This window comes from Phaeobacter sp. JH20_34, from assembly GCF_048056095.1.
GTDB lineage: Bacteria > Pseudomonadota > Alphaproteobacteria > Rhodobacterales > Rhodobacteraceae > Phaeobacter > Phaeobacter bryozoorum.
Genome location: NZ_JAYMWT010000021.1, coordinates 462,419 through 483,955 on the forward strand (window position 1 = coordinate 462,419; position 21,537 = coordinate 483,955).

Consider the following 21,537-nt stretch of genomic DNA (forward strand, 5'->3'; position numbering starts at 1 on the left):
CTGCGGCGACGCCATCGCCTGTGAGCCCGGCTCGGGATATAGCATCCGCAGATGGCGCGGGGAAGATACTTCGGCGCGATCAAGCCGGCGAAAGGACCATGTTACTTCAGCTGGCTGTCCTTGGAGCCGCGCCGATTGATTCCGCCACGCGCCTGCTGGGCGCCGTCGCGTTCCTGCTGACACTCGATACAGAGTTTGACGCCAGGGATCGCCTTACGCCGCGGTTCGGGGATCGGCTCCTCGCAATCGGCGCAATGTGTCAGGCTTTCACCGACCGGAGCGCGCCTCGACCTGAGACGCGCCAGCTCGTCACTGATTGACGCTTCGATCTGTTCACTCACCGCACCATCGCGGGTCCATCCTCCGGCCATTCTGTTTCTCCTCCTGTCCTGCGATTTACTGGTTTCGACCTGCTGCACCCCTGGCTGCGAAACGCCCTCCGCACCGCTCGGGTTCCGGTATCCGCCGGATCGCAGTCTACAATGCGGGCGCTTTATCGGGAACGAAATCGCGATCCGGGCTGTTGAGTATTCGACGACGGCACCGATGCCGTCTTTCTTTTGTGACCGCGCATCACTGGCATGACAAGTATCTGAGCCGAGCGCGGAATTGACCGACTCTGAAGGAGACGCCGCTCATGCTGAAGATCCACTGCCTCGCCTACTCCCGCGCCATTCGCCTGATCTGGCTGATGGAAGACCTCGGGCAACCCTATGATGTCACAACCTACGACCGCACGGATAACTTCAGGGCGCCTGAAAGCCTTGCCAAGATTCATCCGCTCGGCAAATCGCCTGTGATTGAGGACGCCGACATGAAGATAGCGGAATCGGCGACCTGCCTGCGGTATCTTTCTGATCGCTATGGTGACAGCCGCCATCAACCAGCTCCGGGGACAGCAGACGCATTGCGCCACGACGAGCTGCTCGACTACGTCGAGAGCTCCTTTGCCGACGTTGCGATGGGCGTGCTCCTGCCGGCCCTGAAGGGAGAGGATGCTGGCGATGAGGCCAAGAAAGCTCTGGACCTGCATCTGGACTACATCGCCCAGCAGCTTCCTGAAACGGGCTTGCTGTTTGGCGATCAGGCCGCGCTCGCCGATATCCAGTTCTCGTACATCCTCGCCAATCTGGCGGCGATTGGCGCGCTGAAAGATGCGCCGCGCGTCGCGCGCTACTGGACCGATCTGCAGGCACAGGATGGCTACAAGGCCGCAGTGGCGAAGGTGGGACCGATGGCTCCGTCGTTCTGACCCGTCGCCCCGCTGTGCCCCCCCAATTGTCCCAATCCCATTATCGAAATGAGGAAACCGTTATGAAAGTTCTTGTCGCAGGTGCTACTGGCAATACAGGCCGCCGTGTGGTGGAAAAACTCCAGCGCCTGGGCCACCAGCCCATCGCATTGATCCGGGAGGGGTCGGATACCAGCACGCTTCCACCCGGGACTGGCACGCGGCGCGGCGACCTTACCGACCTGCCTACGGATGTCTGCGAGGGGTGCGACGGTGTGATCTTTGCAGCAGGAGCTGGCGGCGACACCTCTCGCGAGATGACGGACAAGGTTGATCGTGATGGCGCGAAGGCGCTTGTGGATCTTGCAAAATCATCGGGCGTGACCCGGTTTGTCATGCTTAGTTCGATAGGAGCCGGCGATCCCGATCCCGAAAGCGAACTTGCCCATTACCTGCAGGCCAAACACGACGCGGATGTTTATCTGGAACAGTCGGGACTGGACTACGCGATCCTGCGCCCAGTACGTCTGACTGATGGCGACGGCAGCGGAGACCTGCTGTTCGGCGAGCAGGTCGATCCCGAAGGCGTCGCCGCACGAGGCGATGTCGCCGCAACCCTCGCAGATGCCGTCAGCAACTCGGCATGGTCGGGAAAGACAAAGCGGATGCAGTCACTGTAGCCGCGGACCATCGCTGACAGCCCTCCTCCTTCTAGCGCAGACGCAGCTCTGTCGTCCCGTCAAAGAAATAGGCGTCAGCATCGTCAAAATCCAAGGCGACGGCGCTTCCTTCGGGCAGCGCCTCGTCCCCCCGTGTTTCGACAATGACCTTCTCTCCCGTTGGGGTGCGTAGATAGTCGTAGGACACACCGCCCAGCCGCTCGCGCAGATCAAGGATCAGATCGCTGTCACGGGCGACGACAGAGAGATGCTGCGGGCGCAATCCCACAAGGACCGATGCACCCTCTTCAGGCAGCGTGACAGAGGCCGCGATCCGGCGGCCGCCAAGAGCGGGTACTGTGACCGCGCCGCCGGAAACGGTCGCTTGCAGGAAATTCATGCTCGGCGAGCCGATAAACCCCGCGACGAACCGGTTGTCGGGATCGGCGTATAGCTTCATCGGGCTGCCAACCTGTTCGACGCGACCGGCCCGAAGCACGACGATCTTGTCTGCCAGCGTCATCGCCTCCACCTGATCATGGGTCACATAGATCATCGTGGCGCCAATTTCCTTGTGCAGCCGAGCGATCTCGACCCGCATATCCACGCGCAGCTCGGCATCGAGATTTGACAGCGGCTCATCGAAGAGAAAGACATCCGGCCCGCGCACGATCGCACGTCCGATGGCGACGCGCTGGCGCTGCCCGCCCGACAGCGCCTTGGGTTTGCGTTTAAGGTATTGATCCAGCTTCAGGATCCGGCTGGCCTCTGCCACCTTTTCCCGGATCGCATCCTTGGGATGACCGGTCATCTTAAGCCCGAACCCCATATTATCCTCAACCGTCATATGCGGATATAGCGCGTAGGACTGGAAAACCATCGCAACCCCACGGTCAGCCGCATCCAGTCGTGTGACATCCCGCTCACCGATATGGATGCTGCCGCTGCTGGTCTCCTCCAACCCGGCGATCATCCGCAGAAGCGTCGACTTTCCGCACCCGGATGGGCCGACAAAGACGCAGAACTCACCGTCCTCAATGGTGAGGTCCACGTCGTGGATCACCTGAACGTCACCATATTTCTTGACGGCCTTGGCCAGAGTGACCCCTGTCATGTGTTCTCTCCCTCGGGTTAATTTGGAAATTGCCAGGTCTCGGCCGCTGCCGCGATTTCCTTGGCGGTTGTCATCAGGGCCGGTCGAAGCGTCTCCAGCTCCTCCAGCGAGCGACGCTGCACGGAGGAGGTGATCGACAGCCCGCCCATCACTTTGCCCGCCTCCGACAGGATCGGAACGGCAATGCAGATGATGCCCGGTTCATGCTCTTCACGGTCGAAGGCAACGCCGTCTTTGCGGATCTGCTGCAACTCGTCCATCAGCGCCTCTGGCGTGGCCAACGTGTTGGGCGTATGGGCAAAAAACGCCTGCCTGCGGATCGCATCCTGCTGCGCCTCCTGCGACAGATACGCGATCATCGCCTTACCCACCCCGGTACAGTAGCCCGGCCCTATTTTGCCCGCCTGGCTGAACATCTCAATCGGTGTGGCCGCATTACGCTTGTCGACGTAGAGTACCTGCCCCCGATCCAGCTGCGCCAGATGTATGGTCTCGCCGATATCCTGTGACAGCTTGTCCAGATAGGGCCGCGCCACCGGAGCCAGCGCGCTTTGCCGCCAGGCAGCATGAGCCAATCGCACCAGGCGCAAACCCGGAGCATAGGTCTGATGGGTCTCATCATAGGACAGCATCCCCTGATTGGTCAGCGTCTGCACCAACCGGTACAGCGTCGCCTTGGGGTGATCCGAGGCCGCCAGCACCTCGCCGAACCGCATTGGGCGGCCCGCTTCAGCGATCTGATCCAACACGGCCAGAGCCTTGCCAACGGTGCCATCTGTCTCTCGCGATTGGGGCGCAGCTTTCGCCATTACTGTCCTTTCTCTGATCGGGCGGGGCCGATGTAACTGTTGACATCCTTAGCCGAGCGCGGTCATAGTTTCAATAGTTGGAATTTGGTTCCAATATATGAAACCAAACGACACACGTCAACAGGGAGGACGTCATGAAGACTTTGAAAGGAACAGTTGCGAGCCTGGCTCTCAGCCTCGGCCTGGCCACTGCGGCACAGGCTGAATTGAGCGGCACGCTCAAGATTTTCTCAGATATGTCCAATCCTGCGCCGCGCGCAGTAATGGAGGGGATGGCGGCTGAATTCGACGCGATGCACCCGAACCTGACCGTTGAGCTGACGGTGATCGACCGCGAGGCCTACAAGACGCAGATTCGCAACTTCCTATCTGCCAACCCACCGGACGTGGCCAACTGGTATGCGGCAAACCGGATGCGGCCCTATGTCTCTGCCGGGTTGTTCGAAGACATTTCCGACCTTTGGGCAGAGCCGGAAATCGCTGATGCGCTGGCTTCCACCAAGGGCGCAATGACATTGGACGGCAAGCAATGGGGCGTGCCCTACACCTACTACCAGTGGGGCGTCTACTACCGCGAGGACATCTACAACGAGCTTGGCCTCGAAGAGCCCGAGGACTGGGAGACCTTCAAAGCGAACTGCCAGAAGATTCTCGATTCAGGTCGCAAGTGTTTCACCATCGGCACCAAGTTCCTGTGGACGGCCGGCGGCTGGTTTGACTACCTGAACATGCGCACCAACGGCTATGATTTCCATATGGCGCTGACCAATGGTGAAGTCGCCTGGACCGATGACCGTGTAAAGCAGACCTTTGCCAACTGGCGGGAACTGATCGACATGGGGGCCTTTATCGACAACCATCAGTCCTACAGCTGGCAGGAGGCCCTGCCCTTCATGGTCAAAGGTGAAGCCGCCGCCTATCTGATGGGCAACTTTGCCGTGGCACCGCTGCGTGAAGCCGGTCTTGGCACCGATCAGCTGGATTTCTACCAGTTCCCGACCATCAATCCCGATGTCGAGCTGGCTGAAGACGCACCAACCGACACCTTCCACATTCCATCCGGCGCCCAGAACAAAGAAGCCGCGCGCGAGTTCCTGCGTTTCGTCGTCTCGGCGGACAATCAGACCAAGATCAACGGCGGCGCAGCACTCGGCCAGCTGCCTGTGAACTCAAAGTCCTCCGTCGATGATGACGAAATGCTCAATCAGGGCTTCGAGATGCTGTCCGCCAACGCGCCCGGTGGTATCGCGCAGTTCTTTGACCGCGATGCACCAGCGGAAATGGCCTCCGTTGCCATGGAGGGCTTCCAGGAGTTCATGGTCTTCCCGGACAATCTGGATGATATCCTGAACCGTTTGGAAAAGACCCGCGAGCGCGTCTACTGATCACTGCTGCTGGCCAAAACAACGCGCAAGGCCGATCTGCCTATCGGCCCTGCGCAGCCCGGTCACGGACCGGAGCGCGCAATATGCTGAACCGTATCGGCCCTTCCCAGTCGACAGGCTGATATCAATCGACAAACAAGGGAGAATTCCCGTGGCTGAGATGAACCTCGCTCCAGAAACCAGATCGTCTGCCAGCGCATCAGGCAGCCGTGACAGCTGGCTAAGGCGCAATCGTCAGACCCTTGCGCCCTGGCTCTTTCTGGCGCCCGGCGTGATTTTCTTTCTCTTCTACGTGATTTTCCCGATCGTACAGAGCTTCAACCTGTCGTTCTACCGCTGGGACGGGCTCGGTGATCCACAGTTCGTCGGCATGGAAAACTACCGGGAGCTGATGGATGATCGCGCGTTTGAGGTCTCGCTCTGGAATAACCTGAAATGGCTTCTGCTGTATTTGCTGGCAATCCCGGCAGGCCTGTTCATCGCGCTGTTCCTCAATCAGACCGTAACCGGCATTCGCCTATACAAGTCTCTGTTCTTCTTTCCATTTGTGATCAGTCAAGTTGTTGTCGGCCTGGTGTTCAGCTGGTTCTATGACCCGACCTTTGGCCTGCTCAATCAAGTGTTGGGCTGGGTTGGCCTTGGGCCGTTGAATGTGCTGGGGGATCCGACGCTGGTGACCTATGGCATCATCGCGGCAGGCCTGTGGCCGCAGACGGCCTATTGCATGATCCTCTACCTCACGGGCCTCAATGCGGTTGATCCCGAACAGGTCGAGGCGGCGCGGCTGGACGGTGCCAAAGGCGCCAAGATGCTGTGGTATGTGATCATCCCGCAACTGCGGCCGGCGACCTTTGTCGCCTTTGTCGTGACAATCATCGGCGCACTGCGCAGCTTTGATCTGATCTCCATCATGACCAACGGCGGCCCGTTCGGCTCCAGCCGGGTGCTGTCGTTCTACATGTTTGAAAAGGCCCTGTCGGAATATGGCTTCCGCATGGGTTATGGCGCAGCAATTGCAGTGGTGTTGTTCCTGATCATGCTGTGCTTCATCGCCTACTTCCTGTGGTCCATGTACCAAGACGACAAAGGGGGCCGCTGATGTTTCCGAAACCCATTCAGAACAGTTCTCGCGGATGGCAGGCCACCTATCAGGCCCTGGTTCCGACTGCGCTCGTCCTTTGGCTGTTGCCGCTGATCGCGGTGGCCATCTTCTCGATCAAACCGGATGTGGACTTTACCACCGGCAACTACTGGGGAATGCCGAGCTCGTTTGAAGGCGCCAGCAATTACGGCAAGGTTTTCTTTGGCTCCGACATGCCACGCTACCTACTGAACTCCGTCCTGATCACGGTGCCGACGGTGATCGGCGCCGTAGCGCTCTCCTGCATGACCGGCTTTGCACTTGGCGTGTATAAATTCCGTGGCAACCTGCTGCTGTTTTTCATGTTTGTGGCAGGCAACTTCGTGCCGTTTCAGATCCTGATGGTTCCGGTACGCGATCTGACGCTGGACATGGGGCTCTACAACACCAAAACTGGCCTCGTGCTGTTTCATATCGCCTTTCAGACCGGGTTTTGCACGCTCTTTATGCGCAACTTCATCCGCGCCCTGCCTTTTGAGCTGATCGAAGCCGCCCGCGTCGAAGGGGTCGCGGAATGGCGGATCTTCTGGTTCGTGGTATTGCCGCTGATGAAACCCGCAATTGCGGCGCTCAGCGTGCTGATCTTTACCTTCATCTGGAATGATTATTTCTGGGCAGTTGTTCTGACCCAGGGCGCCGAGAGCCAGCCGGTGACCGCAGGCATCACCTCCTTCAACGCGCAATACCGGGCAGCGTACCATCTGATGAGCGCGGGCAGCATCGTCGCGGCCCTGCCGCCGGTTGCGATGTTCTTCCTGATGCAGCGCCACTTTATCGCCGGTCTGACGCTGGGAGCCGTGAAGTGAGCACGGTGAGAGACACCCGCTGCTGGGCGCTTCAGGATCAGTGCCAAAGCCTGATCCTCGCCGCCCGTGGCACCGATCTGGCAGAGGTCATCTACTGGGGACCGCGGCTGCCCGATGGAACCGATCTGGACGTGCTCGCCGCCGCCTCGCGCATGGATGTGACGGGGGGGATGCTGGATCAGGTGCCGCCGCTGTCGATCTGCCCCGAGGCACGCCGCACCTTCCCCGGCCAGCCCGGTCTGTCGCTGACGGATGGCGCGGGCAAGGCACTGCTGCCACGCTTCACCTTCGAGCGGGCGGAGGAAGGCACTCGGACCCTCACCCTCCACTACCGCGATGCCAAAATCGGCCTGCACTATCAGGCACAGTTTGAGCTGACGCCCGCAACCAGCATGATCACTGCGCAGGCCGCTCTCACCTCGGAGCAGCCCGTCAGCGTGAACTGGCTCTCCGCTCCGGTCTTTCCGGCACCTCAGAACAGTCATGAGATGATCGACTTCCATGGCCGCTGGATCGGTGAATTTCAGACCAGCCGCACCGCCTGGAGCGCAGGCGCGCGGCTAAGGGACAACCCCACAGGGCGCACCGGGCATGAGCATTTCCCCGGTCTGATTGTGCCCTGCAGTGGTGCCACGAACAGCCAAGGATCCGCCTATGCCTTCCACTACGGCTGGTCGGGGGGCCATAGAATGCTGGCAGAGGAACTCCCCGACGGGCGTCGCCAAATCCAGTGGGGACACGCCACCGGCAGCCGCCGCACATCCGGCACGCGTTTTGAGACCGCGCCACTCTATGCGGTGTTCTCGGATCGGGGGATCAATGGCTGCGCTGTCACCTTCCAACGCCACCTGCGCGATGAGATCCTGCGACCACCTGAGCCTGTGCGCGCGCGTCCGGTACATTTCAACTGCTGGGAAGCGGTCTATTTCGAGCACGATCACGCCATGCTCTGCGAGATCGCAACCCGTGCGGCCGACCTTGGCGCGGAACGTTTCGTGCTGGACGATGGATGGTTCGGCAAACGTGATGACGATACCACATCCCTCGGCGACTGGACGATCGACAGGCGCAAATACCCCGATGGGCTGATGCCACTGATCGACCATGTCCACGCCGAAGGCATGGCATTTGGCATCTGGTTTGAACCGGAAATGATCAATCCTGAAAGCGATCTGTTCCGCGCCCATCCCGACTGGGTTCTGGGCGACTTGGATCAGGTGCTTGGTCGCCAGCAAATGGTACTGAATATCGCCCTGCCGGAGGTACAGGCCTATCTCTACGACCGCATTGCAGCGGTTCTGGCAGATCACCCGATCGACTATGTGAAATGGGACCACAACCGTGTCCTGCCCGAGCCGGACAGCGCCCAGGCCGAGGCAGCCTATGCGCTCTTTGACCGCCTGCGGGCAGACTTCCCCAAGGTGGAATTCGAGAGCTGCTCCTCGGGTGGCGGGCGTATAGACTTTGGGATCCTATCGCGCACCCATCGCGTCTGGCTTTCGGACAGCAACGATCCGCTGGAACGGCTGCGGATCCAGCATGAAGCGGCGCTTTTCCTGCCGATGGTGGTCACCGGCAGCCACGTAGGTCCCCGAAAATGCCACACCTCTGGCCGGGTGACAGACATCCGCCTGCGCGCCTGGGTCGCGGCGCAGCGCCACATGGGGTTTGAAATGGACCCGCGCGAGCTGACCGAAGAAGAGGCAGACATCCTCCGCAAGGTAACTTCCTGGTGGAAATACAACCGCCACTGGATGCAGCGGGCCGATATTCTGCGGCTCGACAGTGACGATCCGGCGGTAATCGCAGAGCTACAGCGCGCAGAGGATGGCAGTCGGTTTGTCGTCTTTGCCGGGGTTTGTGAGGCCAGCGCACAGATCCTGCCCCGCCCGCTTCGCCTGACCGGGCTAGAGCCGGATACACTATATGAAATCAGCCTGCTGAACCGCGAGGATGCCCCCGGCCTGTCACGCGGTTCACCTCTTTTGAAAACCGGCACCGCCCCCCTTAGCGGCCAATATCTGATGCACCAAGGGATCACCCTGCCCTGGACATTCCCACAGTCGATCTGGGTGATTGAAGGAACACGCCTATGACCAAAGACAGACGAAATCGTGCCTGGTATGGCAAACTGGACAAGGACGGATTTATCCACCGCAGCTGGATGAAAAATCAGGGCTTTCCCGATCATGCCTTTGACGGCCGACCAATCATCGGGATCTGCAATACCTGGTCCGAACTGACGCCCTGCAACTCCGGTCTTCGCGATCTCGCCGAAGGGGTGAAGCGCGGGGTCTGGGAGGCTGGCGGCTTCCCGGTTGAGTTCCCGGTCATGTCGCTGGGCGAAACCCAGATGAAACCGACGGCGATGCTGTTCCGCAACCTTCTGGCCATGGATGTGGAAGAGTCGATCCGGGCCTATGGGATTGACGGCGTTGTCCTGCTTGGCGGTTGTGACAAGACCACACCGGGCCAGCTGATGGGAGCGGCCTCGGTCGATCTGCCTGCCATCGTGGTCAGCTCGGGCCCAATGCTGAACGGCAAATGGCAGGGTAAGGATATCGGTTCCGGCACAGACGTCTGGAAATTCTCCGAAGCGGTGCGCGCGGGTGAGATGACCTTGCAGGACTTCATGGCGGCTGAATCCGGGATGAGCCGATCCAAGGGCGTGTGCATGACCATGGGTACGGCCTCCACTATGGCGTCCCTCGTCGAAGCGATGGGGATGAGCCTGCCGACGAATGCCGCCCTGCCAGCAGTGGACGCCCGCCGCATGGCGCTGGCGCATCTCACCGGAAAGCGGATTGTCGAAATGGTGGAGGAAGATCTCAAACCCTCCGACATTCTGACCCGCGATGCGTTCATCAACGCGATCATGGCCAATGCAGCGGTTGGCGGCTCGACCAATGCGGTTGTCCATCTTCTGGCACTGGCTGGCCGTGTCGGGGTAGAGCTGACCCTGGATGATTTTGGTCTGGGGAGCGACATCCCCCTCTTGGTGAACTGCATGCCCTCTGGCAAATACCTGATGGAAGATTTCTGCTATGCGGGCGGCATGCCTGTTGTGCTGAAGCAACTTGCCGATAATGGGCACCTGCGCAGCAACACCACCGTTCTGGGCGGCGATATCTTGGCCTATGCCGAGGGTGCCGCATGTTTCAACGATGATGTCATCAAGAGCTTTGACACCCCAGTCAAACCGGCAGCGGGCCTGCGTGTTCTGCGCGGCAATCTTGCGCCCAACGGGGCCATCGTCAAGCCCTCAGCCGCGACCGATCATCTGCTGGAGCACGAAGGCGTCGCCCATGTTTTCGAGACCATTGAGGACATGAAAGCCAATATTGACCGCGACGATCTACCGGTGACCAAAGACAGTATCCTGGTGCTGAAAGGCGTCGGTCCCAAGGGCTATCCGGGTATGCCGGAGGTCGGCAACATGCCGATCCCACGCAAACTGGTGCGCGACGGGGTACGCGATATGATCCGCATTTCCGATGGTCGAATGTCCGGCACGGCATTTGGCACCGTGATCCTGCATGTCTCGCCAGAATCGCAGGCTGGTGGTCCCCTTGGTCTGGTCCAGACCGGCGACCGGATCCGGGTCAGCGCAAAGAACGGCACGCTTGACCTTCTGGTTTCGGAGGAAGAGCTGACCGCGCGCCGGGAGGCCTGGCGACCAGAGCCGCCGCATTACACGCGCGGCTATGCAAAACTCTATGTCGACAGCGTCCTTCAGGCTGAAAAAGGCGCTGATCTTGATTTTCTCGTGGGCAAAGACACCCGCCCCGTCACACGGGAGAGCCACTGATGAGCGATACTGCAATCTTTCCGGAACTGAAGGGCGCATCGGTTTTCATCACCGGTGGCGGTTCCGGTATTGGGGCCGCGCTGAGCGAGGGGTTTCTGCGTCAGGGCGCCAAGGTCGCCTTTGTCGGACGCTCCGATGCCTACGCATTTGTTCAACGGATGGAAGCCGAGACCGGCAACCGCCCCTTGTTCATCCAATGCGACATCACCGATATCCCGGCGCTGAAATCCGCGATTGAGCAGGCGGCAGAGGCACATGGCCCGATCACCACGCTGGTGAACAACGCCGCCAACGATCAGCGCCACGCCACGCTGGATGTGGACGAAGAGTTTTGGGACTGGGCGCAGGCGATCAATCTTAAGGCCTATTTCTTTGCCTGTCAGGCTGTGCTGCCAGGGATGCAGGCCGCCGGTGGCGGGTCAATCGTGAACTTCACCTCCATCAGCTATATGATGGGCAACAGCGGCTACCCCGCCTATACGACTGCCAACGCAGGCATCAATGGCCTGACCCGCAGCCTTGCCCGCGAGTTCGGGGCGGATCATGTGCGGGTGAATGCGCTGGCGCCCGGGTGGGTGCTGACCGACAAGCAGCTTGATAAATGGGCCACGCCCGAGGCGCTTGCCGCCCATCTCGATCGCCAATGCCTGAAGGATCATCTCACCCCTCAGGATATCGTCGGCTCCACGCTTTTTCTGGCCTCGGCAACAAGCCGCATGATCACAGGACAGACGCTGGTGGTGGATGGCGGGGTTGTGGTGACAGGATGACGGCCGATCCCAACCGTTCCTTTGACATGATGCCAGCTGGCCCGACGCCTGCATGGATTGCGGCTGACTGGGGGACGAGCCAGCTGCGGCTGTGGGTGATGGACAACCGTAATCAGGTCCTCGACCGCATCTCCTCTGACCGCGGCATGTCGCGGCTTGGCCCGCAGGACTATGAACCGACACTGCTGGGCCTGCTTGGCGATCGTCTGGCGCCCGGTAGCAACAGCGATGTCCGGGCGGTTCCGGTCATCTGCTGCGGAATGGCAGGTTCGCGTCAGGGCTGGGCCGAGGCCCCTTATGCCACCGCGCCCTGCCCCCCGCCGGGAATAGCCGAGGCGTCCCGACCGCTGATACAGGACAAACGCCTGACCGTTTACCTGCTGCCCGGGATCAAGACAACCGATCCGGCGGATGTGATGCGCGGGGAAGAAACCCAGATTGCGGGGTACCTCGCACAAGACAGCAATCAGACCGGGCCTCAGGTCATTTGCCTGCCCGGCACCCATAGCAAATGGGTCAAACTGGATCGGGGCCAGGTCACCAGCTTCTCGACCTTCATGACCGGCGAGATGTTCGCACTGCTGCAAGGCCAATCCGTACTTCGACACTGCGTCTCTGAGGATGGCTGGGACGAAAAGGCGTTCAAACAGGCCGTGGCCAAGGCGCTTTCCTCGCCGGCTGCGATCTCGGCACAGCTGTTTCGTATCCGTGCGGATGCGCTGTTGTCCGGGCAGAACGCGGAGACCGGAAGAGCGCGCCTGTCAGGGCTTTTGATCGGTGCGGAGCTTGCCGCGACCCGGGGCTACTGGTCTCACCAATCCGTCACCATACTCGGCACAGATGCGCTGGCCCGCTGCTATGAAACAGCCCTATCCGCGCTGGGGTGCAAGCCCCGTCGCGTTGACGCCGAATCCCTGACACTCGCGGGCCTATGCGCCGCATATGACCAACTGCAAAAAGGCCAAACCCAATGAGCCGTAACATCATCGCCATCCTGCGCGGTCTGCGTCCCAAAGAGGCGCGCGCCATGACCGATGCCCTGATTGATGCAGGTATCACCAAGATCGAAGTGCCGCTGAACTCTCCCCAGCCTTATGACAGCATCGCCGCCATGCTGGATCAGGCGAAGGGGCGCGCCACAGTCGGCGCTGGAACCGTGCTCAACACCGGCGCAGTGGCTCAACTCGCGGCCATGGGGGCGCAGATGGTGGTTTCGCCAGACTGCAACCCTGATGTGATCCGTGCAACCAAAGCCGCAGGCATGTTGTCCTATCCGGGTGTCTTCACCGCGTCAGAGTGTTTTTCGGCTCTCCGAGCCGGTGCTGATGGTCTGAAGTTCTTCCCTGCCTTCAAACTGGGACTGGACGGTTTTTCGGCGCTGAAAGCGGTCCTGCCCGCTGATGCTGAAACCTACGCAGTTGGCGGTGTCGGGCCTGCGGATTTTGCTGATTGGCACAGGGCAGGCATCACCGGTTTTGGCATGGGGTCCTCTCTCTACAAACCCGGCCGCTCTGTCGAAGATGTAACCCTCATCGCTGCAGAAACCGTCGCGGCCTACGACGAGGCCTTCGATGGCACATGATCCGGCGCTCCATCCCATGACAGCGCAGGTCTTCAGCGAAACGCGCTGCACGCTGGGGGAAGGTCCGCTGTGGCATCCGACGCGCAAACAGTTGTTCTGGTTCGACATCCTTGAAAAACAACTGCTGAGCGTTGCCGGAGAAACGGAGATCCGCTGGCAGTTCGACGACTGCGTTTCCGCCGCAGGCTGGGTCGATGATCAGACCCTGATCATGGCCAGCGCCCGTGCGCTATGGCGGTTTGACATCGAAACCGGCACCCGCACGCATCTGATTGATCTGGAGGCCGATCAGCCGCTAACCCGCTCCAACGATGGGCGCGCAGATCCCTGGGGCGGGTTCTGGATTGGCACGATGGGCTACAAAGCGGAACCCGGCCTTGGCGCCATCTACCGCTACTATCGGGGCGAATTGCGCCAGCTGGTCGCACAGCAAACCATCACCAATGCCATCTGTTTTGCCCCTGACAAATCCTGCGCGTATTTCACCGATACAACGACCGGCAAGATCATGCGCCAGCCTCTGGCGACCAAAGACGGCTGGCCGGTTGGCGCGGCATCGGTCTTCCTCGACCTCAGCAACCAGAATTTTGGCCCTGATGGCGCGATTGTCGACGCCGAAGGCCGCTTTTGGAATGCCCAATGGGGGGCCGGCCGTGTCGCTGTCTATACCTCGACCGGCGCGCTGTCAGAGATCTATCCGATCCCAACCTCCCAGGCCTCCTGCCCTTCGCTTGGCGGGGACACCTTGTCAGAGCTGTTCGTTACCACCGCCGCAGACGGGCTGAATGATGCGGCTGCAGGTAGGACCTATCGCATTCAAACAACGGCCAAAGGCCAGCGCGAACACCGCGTCATTCTCTGAGGATCTCCATGCAGCGCACACTTGGCACCTGCTACTATCCCGAACATTGGCCCGAAGACATCTGGCAGGAGGACGCCGCGCGCATGGTTGCGGCCGGGCTCACCTGGGTTCGCATTGGCGAGTTTTCATGGTCGCGCATTGAACCTAGCCCAGGCGATCTGCAGTGGGGCTGGCTTGATCGCGCCATTGATGTGCTGGTGTCGGCCGGACTGAAGGTGGTGCTGGGCACCCCCACCGCTACGCCACCCCGCTGGATGGTGGACCGCCACCCCGATATGTTTGCGCTGGACGTCGACGGCAAACCGCGCGGTTTTGGCTCGCGCCGCCACTATTGTTTCAGTCACGAGGGCTACCGCGCCGAAGCCCGGCGGATCGTCTCCCTGATGGCGGAACGTTATGGCCCAGGTGACCGTATCGCCGCCTGGCAGACCGACAATGAATACGGTTGCCACGACACAACAATCAGCTATTCCCCGGCGGCACAGATCGCCTTTGTCCGCTGGCTAGAGGCGCGTTATGACGGCGATATTCATGCGTTGAACAGTGCCTGGGGCAATGTTTTCTGGTCGATGAACTATGATCGCTTTGATCAGATCGGCCTGCCCAACCTGACCGTGACCGAACCGAACCCGGCGCATGTGCAGGCCTTCCGGCGGTTTTCTTCGGATCAGGTGGTGAGCTTCAACCGCGATCAGGTCGAGATTCTGCGTGCCCATTCCGATGCGCCGATTGCCCATAACTACATGGGGCGGGTGACCGATTTCGATCACTACAAGGTTGGCGAGGATCTCGACATCGCCAGTTGGGACAGCTACCCTTTGGGCTTTCTCGAAGATCGAGTGGGCGCCAACCCCGAGGACCAGCGCCGCTACGCGCGTCAGGGCGACCCTGATTTTCAGGCCTTCCATCATGATCTCTATCGCGCCGTCGGGCGCGGACGCTGGTGGGTGATGGAACAGCAACCCGGACCGGTGAACTGGGCCCCCTACAATCCCGCACCGCTGCCCGGCATGGTCAGGTTCTGGACTTGGGAGGCCTTTGCCCATGGTGCGGAGGCGGTCTGCTATTTCCGCTGGCGCCAGGCGCCGTTTGCGCAGGAACAACTTCACGCCGGTCTGCTGCGTCCTGATAGCCAAGATGCCCCTGCCATCGTCGAGGTGCGTCTGGTTGCCGATGAACTGGCCGCAGCGGGCGCGGTGGCACCGGCTCAAGCTCCCGTGGCGCTGATCTTCGACTATGACGCCGAATGGGCCTGGCAGGTGCAGCCACATGGCCAGGGTCTGAGTTATTTCGACCTTGTGCTGGCGCATTACCGTGCACTGCGACGGGCCGGCCTGTCTGTGGACATCGTTCCCCCGACACAGAGCGATTTTGCAGGATACGCCCTGATCCTTGCACCCGGTCTGATGCACCTCCCCGACCATTTGCGCGCAGCCTTGGCAACAGCGGCGGCTCAGGTGCTCTATGGGCCGCGAACAGGCGCGCGGGATGCGGACTTCAACATCCCAACCAGCCCCCTGCCCCCAGCATTGGACGGGCTAGATATTGTCGTTGCCGCAGTCGAGAGCCTGCGGCCGGATATGCCACTGCCGCTGGCGCAGGTCGACGGGGCCGTCACCGGTTATCTGGAAACACTGGATGGTCAGGGAGAGACTCTGATCGAGACGGCCAACGGTCAGCCCGTGGCTGTTGCCGCAGGAAACGAAGTCTACTGCGCGGGCTGGCTGGACGCGGCGGGTCTGGATCACCTTGTCGCAATGCTTTGCAAGCGTGCGAAGCTGCGCATCTGCAAGATGCCGCTGGGCGTGCGTCGGCGCCAGACCGCGACCGAAGAGTTCTGGTTCAATCATCTGGCTGAAGCGGTAGAGACCGAGGTCGGCACTCTGCCACCTGCGGGCGTTCTGCGCAGAGCAAGAGGCAACTGACCGTACAACCACCCGCCCGGGCAGAAGCCCCGGCGGGTGGTTATCTTCTGAGCCGACATTGGTTCAGACCGTACCGCCGAGGCTCCCCTCCAGTGTCGCCAGCTCTTGCCCGCCGGCCATCATATCCTGCAATTCCTCTGGCGTGATTTCGCCGCGTTTTGCAGTACCGAGAGTCTGCCCGCGATTGAGAACGGTAAACCGATCACCAACGGCCATAGCGTGGCGGACGTTATGTGTGATGAAGACAACCGCAACACCTTGCTTGCGGACTTTGTCGATGGTGGCCAGAACATTCGCTGTCTGGCGCACCCCAAGTGCCGAGGTCGGTTCATCCAGGATCAGCACTTTGGCCCCGAAATGCACCGCACGGGCGATGGCAACCGTCTGACGCTCCCCTCCCGACAGGGTTCCAACCGCCTGATCCGGGCCGCGCAGGTTGATGCCCATCTTGCGCATTTCTTCCATGGTGACCCGGTTGGCATATTCATGGTCAAACAGTTTCAGCGGGCCGATCTTGCGGATCGGCTCATTGCCCATGAAGAAGTTGCGACTGACCGACATCAGCGGGATCATCGCCAGATGCTGGTGTACTGTGGCGATTCCAGCGGCAATCGCGTCGCGAGGATCCGCGAAATGAAGTGGCTGACCCTCAAACAGGATCTCGCCTCTGGTCGGTTTATGCACACCGGACATGGTCTTGATAAAGGTCGATTTCCCGGCGCCATTGTCGCCAAGCAGGCAGTGACATTCGCCCGGAAAGACATCGACCGAAACCCCGGCAAGCGCAATGACGCTGCCAAAATGCTTCTCGATGCCCTGCATCCGGATCAAGGGTTGAGACATGGACATATCAGCGCTCCCCCGTGATGACGCGACGAATGTAGGTGTTGAGGATCACGGCAAACAACAGGATCAGCCCCAGGAAAACGCGGAACAGCGAACTTTCGACGCCAGCAAAGAACAGCCCCTGCTGCACGACGCCAAAGATCAGCGCACCCAGGGCGGCGCCAAGCACAGACCCGTAACCGCCAGTCAGAAGGGCACCGCCAATCACCACCGCAATAATCGCTTCGAACTCTTTCAGCAGGCCCCGGTCCGATCCCGCGCCACCAAATTCCATAACCTGACAGGTCGCAAAGACCGTCGCGCAGAAGGCGGTGAACATGAACATCAGGATCTTCACGCGGTTCACTGGCACGCCGGAATTGCGCGCGGCCTCGGCATCGCCGCCGGCCGCGAAAATCCAGTTCCCGAACCGTGTCTTGGTCAGGATGATATGTCCGACGATAACCAGCAGAATGGCCCAGACGATCAACATCGGCAGCCCGTCGACCACCGGCTGTCCCTTTCTGGTGCCGCGTTCAAAAACGGCAATCCAACCATTGTCACCCAGCCACTGGAACAATCCCGTCAGGATCTTGCCACCAAACAGAGCGGCCAGCCAATCACCCTCAGCTGCGTCTGCCACGCCACCGATAATGGTTTTGCGTTCAATGGTTTGCGGCAGGTAGATCGCAAACCCACGCAGAATGAACAGAAACGCCAGCGTGACGATGAAACTGGGCAACCCCGTCCGCACTACGATAAAGCCGTTCAATGCCCCGATCGCCATCGCCAGCACAAAAGTCACCAGGATCGCAAGCCAGACCGGCCAGCCCAGCGTCACGCTGAAGATTGCGATCAACATGCCGGTAAAACCGATCATGGAGCCGACAGACAGGTCAAACTCGCCTGCGATCATCAGCAGGCAGGCACCAACCGCAATGATCATGAACTGGGCAGAGATCTGGCTCCAGTTCAGCACGCCCTGACTGTTGAACATGCCGCTGTCACCGGCAAAAATAATAAACATCGTAAAGACGGCGATGGTGCCGATAATGCCGCCGAGTTCTGGTCGGATCATGGCTTCGCGGAACTTCGAACGGCTCTTGATCCGTTCGTCCTCCGCAAATTGGGTATGTGCGTCAGACATTGTACTCTCTCTAAAAAAAGGGCGGCCAAATTGCTTCGGCCGCCCGCACCTGGGGGAGATTGTTAGCGGTACTCGCCCGCGAACTCCTCGACCTTTTCCAGGCCGTCCTTGGTGACAAAACCAGGGCCAGAGTTGATGTTGTTGCCCGGCAGAACGCCGTAGCGGTGGTAATTGGTCAGAACCACCACGGGCAGATAGGCCTGCAGGAAGGGCTGCTGATCAATACCCCAGTTGATAACACCGGATTTCAGACCTTTGACGATTTCCTCGCCCAGATCAAAGGTGCCGAAATAGATGTCGCCGGCCATACCGTTTTCTTCCAGTGCCAGCATTGTCGGATCAGCCGATGTCGGCCCCAATGTCAGGATCGCGTCAGTTTCCGGGTTGGTATTCAGATAGGCAAGAACCCGGTTCTTGATCTCAGCCGGATCCTGACCGCTGTCGATCATCTGGTCGCCCAGTTCGATCCCAAGACCATCTGCAAACCCCTGGCAGCGCTCTGTCGAAGAGGGCGAGCTGATATAATGGTTCACACAGAGGAAGCTGCCAACACCGTCGGATTTGGCGCGCAGGCCGGCCGCGTGACCGGCGTCATATTCTGGCTGACCAACATACATCAGAGCCCCCACCTCGCGGGCCTGTTCCGGGGTGCCGGAGTTCATGATAATCACATCCACACCACTGTCGACAGCCGCTCTGATAGGACCGGACAGGACGTCGTAATCGGACAGGGTGGTGATGATGCCATTGGGCCCGGAAGCCGCCGCCTGTTCGATGATCCGCGCCATATCGGCAAGGTCACCGGTCGGCGGGTTGCGATATTCCACCTCCACATTCATCTGCTCACCCGCGAGGGCGATGCCGTTCTTGATGGTGTTCCACCAGCTGTCGCTATCGGGCGCGTGGCTGACAAGGATGTATTTTTCGCCTTCTGCCGAGGCGGTGGTCGCCAGCATCATCGGCGCCGCTGCAACCGTTGTCGCCAGCAGGAATGTCTTGAAAATTGACGTCATTCTTTCCTCCCAAAGTTTTACCGTCACGATCGCGTCCGGGCGGTCCCATCCGCGTCGGGGATCAGCATAACCACGAATCGATTTTTTTTGCAACCGGTTGCAAATTGTGGCAGCATTTTTTCTGCTGAACTTGAATTCGATCCGCGATAGATAGTCTGATCCGGTGCGCAGCCGGTTGCACAGGCGGATGGGCCCGGCCGGGCCCTGACAAAGGGAAGACCAAGAATGGCTGTTACGTTAAAAGATGTGGCTGAACGGGCGCAGGTCTCGCGTTCGGCGGTGTCGCGCACATTCACCGATGGCGCATCGGTATCGGAGAAGATGCGCCGCAAGGTTGAGAAAGCCGCCCAGGAGCTCGGCTATAGTCCGAACGCGCTGGCCTCCTCCCTGACAACCGGGCGGACCAAATTGATTGGCCTGGTGTCCAACAACTTTCACAACCCGATTTTTCTCGAAGTCTTCGACCGGTTTACGCGACGGCTTCAGGACAAGGGGTTGCGCCCGCTGCTGGTCAACCTCTCTGACGAAACCGACCCCGAGAACTCGGTTCGTATGTTGCGGCAATATTCCGTTGACGGCGTTGTTGTCGCCTCGTCGACCCTGCCGCCGGGGTTTGCCAAGGCCTTTCGAGATGCAGGCGTGCCTGTAGTTCACAGTTTCGGCCGCTCCTCCTCCACGCCGCAGGTGCATGTGGTTGGGATCGACAACGTCGAATGCGGACGAATGGCGGCGCGAACGCTGATTGATCGCGGCTATCGCAAACTGGCCTTCATGGGCGGCCCACAGAGCGCGACCTCGACTCAGGATCGCTGGAAGGGATTCACGCTGGAAATGGAAGCTTATCCGGATATCGTCTCCTCCTACAGTTTTGCGGATGATTACTCCTTTGAGGCCGGTCGCCGGGAAATGCTGCGCCTGTTGCAGGACGACCCGGCCGAAGCCTATTTCTGTGGGGATGACGTGTTGTCAATCGGGGCGCTCAGCGCGATCCGCGAACAGGGCCTAAAGGTGCCAGGTGACATCGGGGTCATCGGTCTCAACGATATGGAAATGGCCCGTTGGGAGAACATAGACCTGACCACCATCCACCAGCCGATCGAACAGATCGTCAATTCATCAATCGAGCTGGTTGTTGCCATGCTGGACGAGCCGGATCGCTATCCTGAAGCCCGCATCTTTCCCTGCCATGTGGTGGATCGCGGCACATTGCGACCGCTGACATACTGAAGCGATCCTAGGCATGAAAAGGACACCCGCTGCCGGGTGCCCTGCGATTGCTTAGACCACTGTGTCAGCGAAACATCGGCGGCCGGGCATCAACCCAGGCGCCATCTGTTGCGCCGCTTTCGGCGACGGCAAAAACAGCCGCCATGGACCGCAGCCCATCTTCGGCCCGTGGATAAAGATCCGCCGCCGGGTCCATGGATCGCCCGGCTTTCCGCGCGCCGATGGCTTCGGCCAAATCGCTGTATATATTGGCAAAAGCCAGAGGCATCCCCTCGGCATGGCCGATTGTCACGCGGCTGGTGCGATCCGCTTCGGGGCTGAGGTTGGCTTCACCACGTTCGATTACCTGCAAGCGGCCACCCAGCGGCATCCAATAGAGCTGGTTCGGCTGCTCCTGCGACCAGCGCAGACCGCCCTTTTCACCAAACACCTGCAAGGTCAGCCCATGCTGGCGTCCGATTGCCACAGACGAGGTCCAGAGCCGCCCGACGGTGCCGCCATCAAAGCGCATATTGACCATGGCGTCGTCTTCCAGAACCCGGCTCTCAATACAGCTGACCGTATCCGCAGAAAGGCGTTCCAGTTCCTGCCCGATCACAAAACTGGCCATATGCAGCGCGTGGATGCCGCAATCGGCAAACTGCGCAGAAACCCCGGCCTGAGCCGGATCATAGCGCCAGCGCACCCGCGGATTGTCCGCATCAGCCGCATCAGCATGATGCCCATGGGCAAACTCGGCCTTCACAAGGCGGATCTTTCCAAGATCACCACGCGCCACCATCGCCTTCATGTGGCGGACCAGCGAATAGCCGGAATAGCCATAGTTCACCGCGCAGATCTTGCTCTGCGCCTTGGCGATTTTGACGATTTCCTCGCCTTCCTCCACGGTCATTGTCATCGGTTTTTCGCACAGCACATGAAAACCGGCTTCAAGGAAGCTCTTGGTGATTGCAAAATGCGTGGCATTGGGTGTGGCAACGGTGACAAGATCAACGCGGTCGTTGCGATGACGTTCCCCCTCCAGCATCTCCTGCCAGTCGCCATAGGCGCGGTCTGCGGCCAGCCCCAGCCGCTGACCGTAGGCGCGCCCTTCGTCGGGGCGGTGATCCAATGCCGCTGCGGCGAATTCAAACGCCCCGTCAAGCCCTGCTCCCAGACGATGGGCCGGTCCGATCTGGCTGCCTTCACCACCGCCGATCATGCCCCACTTCAGCTTTGCCATGGTGTTACCCC

20 protein-coding genes are annotated in these 21,537 nt (G+C 60.2%); 13 read left to right on the forward strand and 7 right to left on the reverse strand.

From position 1 onward, the window contains the following. Positions 1-101: 101 nt before the first annotated feature. Positions 102-371: a DksA/TraR family C4-type zinc finger protein gene (locus VWZ81_RS16810; protein WP_340544771.1), complete on the reverse strand. Its 270-nt coding sequence runs from the start codon at positions 369-371 to the stop codon at positions 102-104. A gap of 266 nt (positions 372-637) precedes the next feature. On the opposite strand from VWZ81_RS16810, the gene VWZ81_RS16815 reads away from it, so the two are divergent. Continuing rightward, the gene (locus VWZ81_RS16815) at positions 638-1,252 is read left to right on the forward strand and encodes a glutathione S-transferase family protein (RefSeq protein ID WP_416535879.1); all 615 of its coding nucleotides are present in this window, start codon (positions 638-640) and stop codon (positions 1,250-1,252) included. A 62-nt stretch (positions 1,253-1,314) separates the two neighbouring features. After that, positions 1,315-1,911: an SDR family oxidoreductase gene (locus VWZ81_RS16820; RefSeq protein ID WP_416543216.1), complete on the forward strand. Its 597-nt coding sequence runs from the start codon at positions 1,315-1,317 to the stop codon at positions 1,909-1,911. Between the two features lie 31 nt (positions 1,912-1,942). Here the strand turns inward: VWZ81_RS16820 and VWZ81_RS16825 are convergent, their stop codons facing one another. Further along, positions 1,943-3,004, reverse strand: a complete 1,062-nt coding sequence (locus tag VWZ81_RS16825; protein WP_416543215.1) for an ABC transporter ATP-binding protein — start codon at positions 3,002-3,004, stop codon at positions 1,943-1,945. Positions 3,005-3,021: 17 nt separating this feature from the next. After that, positions 3,022-3,813, reverse strand: a complete 792-nt coding sequence (locus VWZ81_RS16830) for an IclR family transcriptional regulator (protein ID WP_416543214.1) — start codon at positions 3,811-3,813, stop codon at positions 3,022-3,024. Positions 3,814-3,947: 134 nt separating this feature from the next. On the opposite strand from VWZ81_RS16830, the gene VWZ81_RS16835 reads away from it, so the two are divergent. From VWZ81_RS16835 to VWZ81_RS16880, 10 genes are all read left to right on the forward strand, one after another. Next, positions 3,948-5,198: an ABC transporter substrate-binding protein gene (locus tag VWZ81_RS16835; RefSeq protein ID WP_416535876.1), complete on the forward strand. Its 1,251-nt coding sequence runs from the start codon at positions 3,948-3,950 to the stop codon at positions 5,196-5,198. A 160-nt stretch (positions 5,199-5,358) separates the two neighbouring features. Then, positions 5,359-6,297, forward strand: a complete 939-nt coding sequence (locus VWZ81_RS16840; protein WP_340546288.1) for a carbohydrate ABC transporter permease — start codon at positions 5,359-5,361, stop codon at positions 6,295-6,297. Continuing rightward, positions 6,297-7,145, forward strand: a complete 849-nt coding sequence (locus tag VWZ81_RS16845) for a carbohydrate ABC transporter permease (RefSeq protein WP_340544765.1) — start codon at positions 6,297-6,299, stop codon at positions 7,143-7,145. The genes VWZ81_RS16840 and VWZ81_RS16845 overlap by 1 nt, the downstream gene beginning before the upstream one ends. Continuing rightward, positions 7,142-9,241, forward strand: coding sequence for an alpha-galactosidase (locus VWZ81_RS16850; protein WP_416543213.1), 2,100 nt, complete (start codon positions 7,142-7,144; stop codon positions 9,239-9,241). Before VWZ81_RS16845 ends, VWZ81_RS16850 begins: the two co-directional genes overlap by 4 nt. Then, positions 9,238-10,953: an IlvD/Edd family dehydratase gene (locus tag VWZ81_RS16855; RefSeq protein WP_416543212.1), complete on the forward strand. Its 1,716-nt coding sequence runs from the start codon at positions 9,238-9,240 to the stop codon at positions 10,951-10,953. The genes VWZ81_RS16850 and VWZ81_RS16855 overlap by 4 nt, the downstream gene beginning before the upstream one ends. Next, positions 10,953-11,723 carry an SDR family NAD(P)-dependent oxidoreductase gene (locus VWZ81_RS16860; RefSeq protein WP_416543211.1) on the forward strand — a complete coding sequence of 257 codons (771 nt, stop codon included), beginning with the start codon at positions 10,953-10,955 and terminating at the stop codon, positions 11,721-11,723. The genes VWZ81_RS16855 and VWZ81_RS16860 overlap by 1 nt, the downstream gene beginning before the upstream one ends. Next, complete coding sequence (locus tag VWZ81_RS16865; protein WP_416538445.1) at positions 11,720-12,697, forward strand: 2-dehydro-3-deoxygalactonokinase; 978 nt, start codon at positions 11,720-11,722, stop codon at positions 12,695-12,697. The genes VWZ81_RS16860 and VWZ81_RS16865 overlap by 4 nt, the downstream gene beginning before the upstream one ends. Beyond that, complete coding sequence (locus VWZ81_RS16870; RefSeq protein WP_416543210.1) at positions 12,694-13,305, forward strand: 2-dehydro-3-deoxy-6-phosphogalactonate aldolase; 612 nt, start codon at positions 12,694-12,696, stop codon at positions 13,303-13,305. The genes VWZ81_RS16865 and VWZ81_RS16870 overlap by 4 nt, the downstream gene beginning before the upstream one ends. Then, the gene (locus VWZ81_RS16875) at positions 13,295-14,167 is read left to right on the forward strand and encodes an SMP-30/gluconolactonase/LRE family protein (protein WP_416543209.1); all 873 of its coding nucleotides are present in this window, start codon (positions 13,295-13,297) and stop codon (positions 14,165-14,167) included. The genes VWZ81_RS16870 and VWZ81_RS16875 overlap by 11 nt, the downstream gene beginning before the upstream one ends. Positions 14,168-14,175: 8 nt before the next feature. After that, the gene (locus tag VWZ81_RS16880; RefSeq protein WP_416543208.1) at positions 14,176-16,092 is read left to right on the forward strand and encodes a beta-galactosidase; all 1,917 of its coding nucleotides are present in this window, start codon (positions 14,176-14,178) and stop codon (positions 16,090-16,092) included. 63 nt (positions 16,093-16,155) lie between these two features. Here the strand turns inward: VWZ81_RS16880 and VWZ81_RS16885 are convergent, their stop codons facing one another. The 3 genes from VWZ81_RS16885 to VWZ81_RS16895 all read right to left on the reverse strand — a co-directional run bounded on the left by VWZ81_RS16885 (position 16,156) and on the right by VWZ81_RS16895 (position 19,077). Then, a complete protein-coding gene (locus VWZ81_RS16885) occupies positions 16,156-16,941 on the reverse strand; it encodes an ATP-binding cassette domain-containing protein (protein ID WP_340544757.1) in 786 nt (261 codons plus the stop codon). 1 nt (position 16,942) lies between these two features. Further along, entirely contained in the window at positions 16,943-18,064 is a 1,122-nt protein-coding gene (locus VWZ81_RS16890) for an ABC transporter permease (protein WP_340544756.1), read from the reverse strand. A gap of 62 nt (positions 18,065-18,126) precedes the next feature. After that, positions 18,127-19,077 carry a sugar ABC transporter substrate-binding protein gene (locus tag VWZ81_RS16895; RefSeq protein WP_416535867.1) on the reverse strand — a complete coding sequence of 317 codons (951 nt, stop codon included), beginning with the start codon at positions 19,075-19,077 and terminating at the stop codon, positions 18,127-18,129. A 225-nt stretch (positions 19,078-19,302) separates the two neighbouring features. On the opposite strand from VWZ81_RS16895, the gene VWZ81_RS16900 reads away from it, so the two are divergent. Beyond that, complete coding sequence (locus VWZ81_RS16900; RefSeq protein ID WP_416543207.1) at positions 19,303-20,304, forward strand: LacI family DNA-binding transcriptional regulator; 1,002 nt, start codon at positions 19,303-19,305, stop codon at positions 20,302-20,304. Positions 20,305-20,368: 64 nt separating this feature from the next. Here the strand turns inward: VWZ81_RS16900 and VWZ81_RS16905 are convergent, their stop codons facing one another. Beyond that, the gene (locus VWZ81_RS16905) at positions 20,369-21,526 is read right to left on the reverse strand and encodes a Gfo/Idh/MocA family protein (protein ID WP_416538440.1); all 1,158 of its coding nucleotides are present in this window, start codon (positions 21,524-21,526) and stop codon (positions 20,369-20,371) included. Between the last annotated feature and the right edge of the window lie 11 nt (positions 21,527-21,537).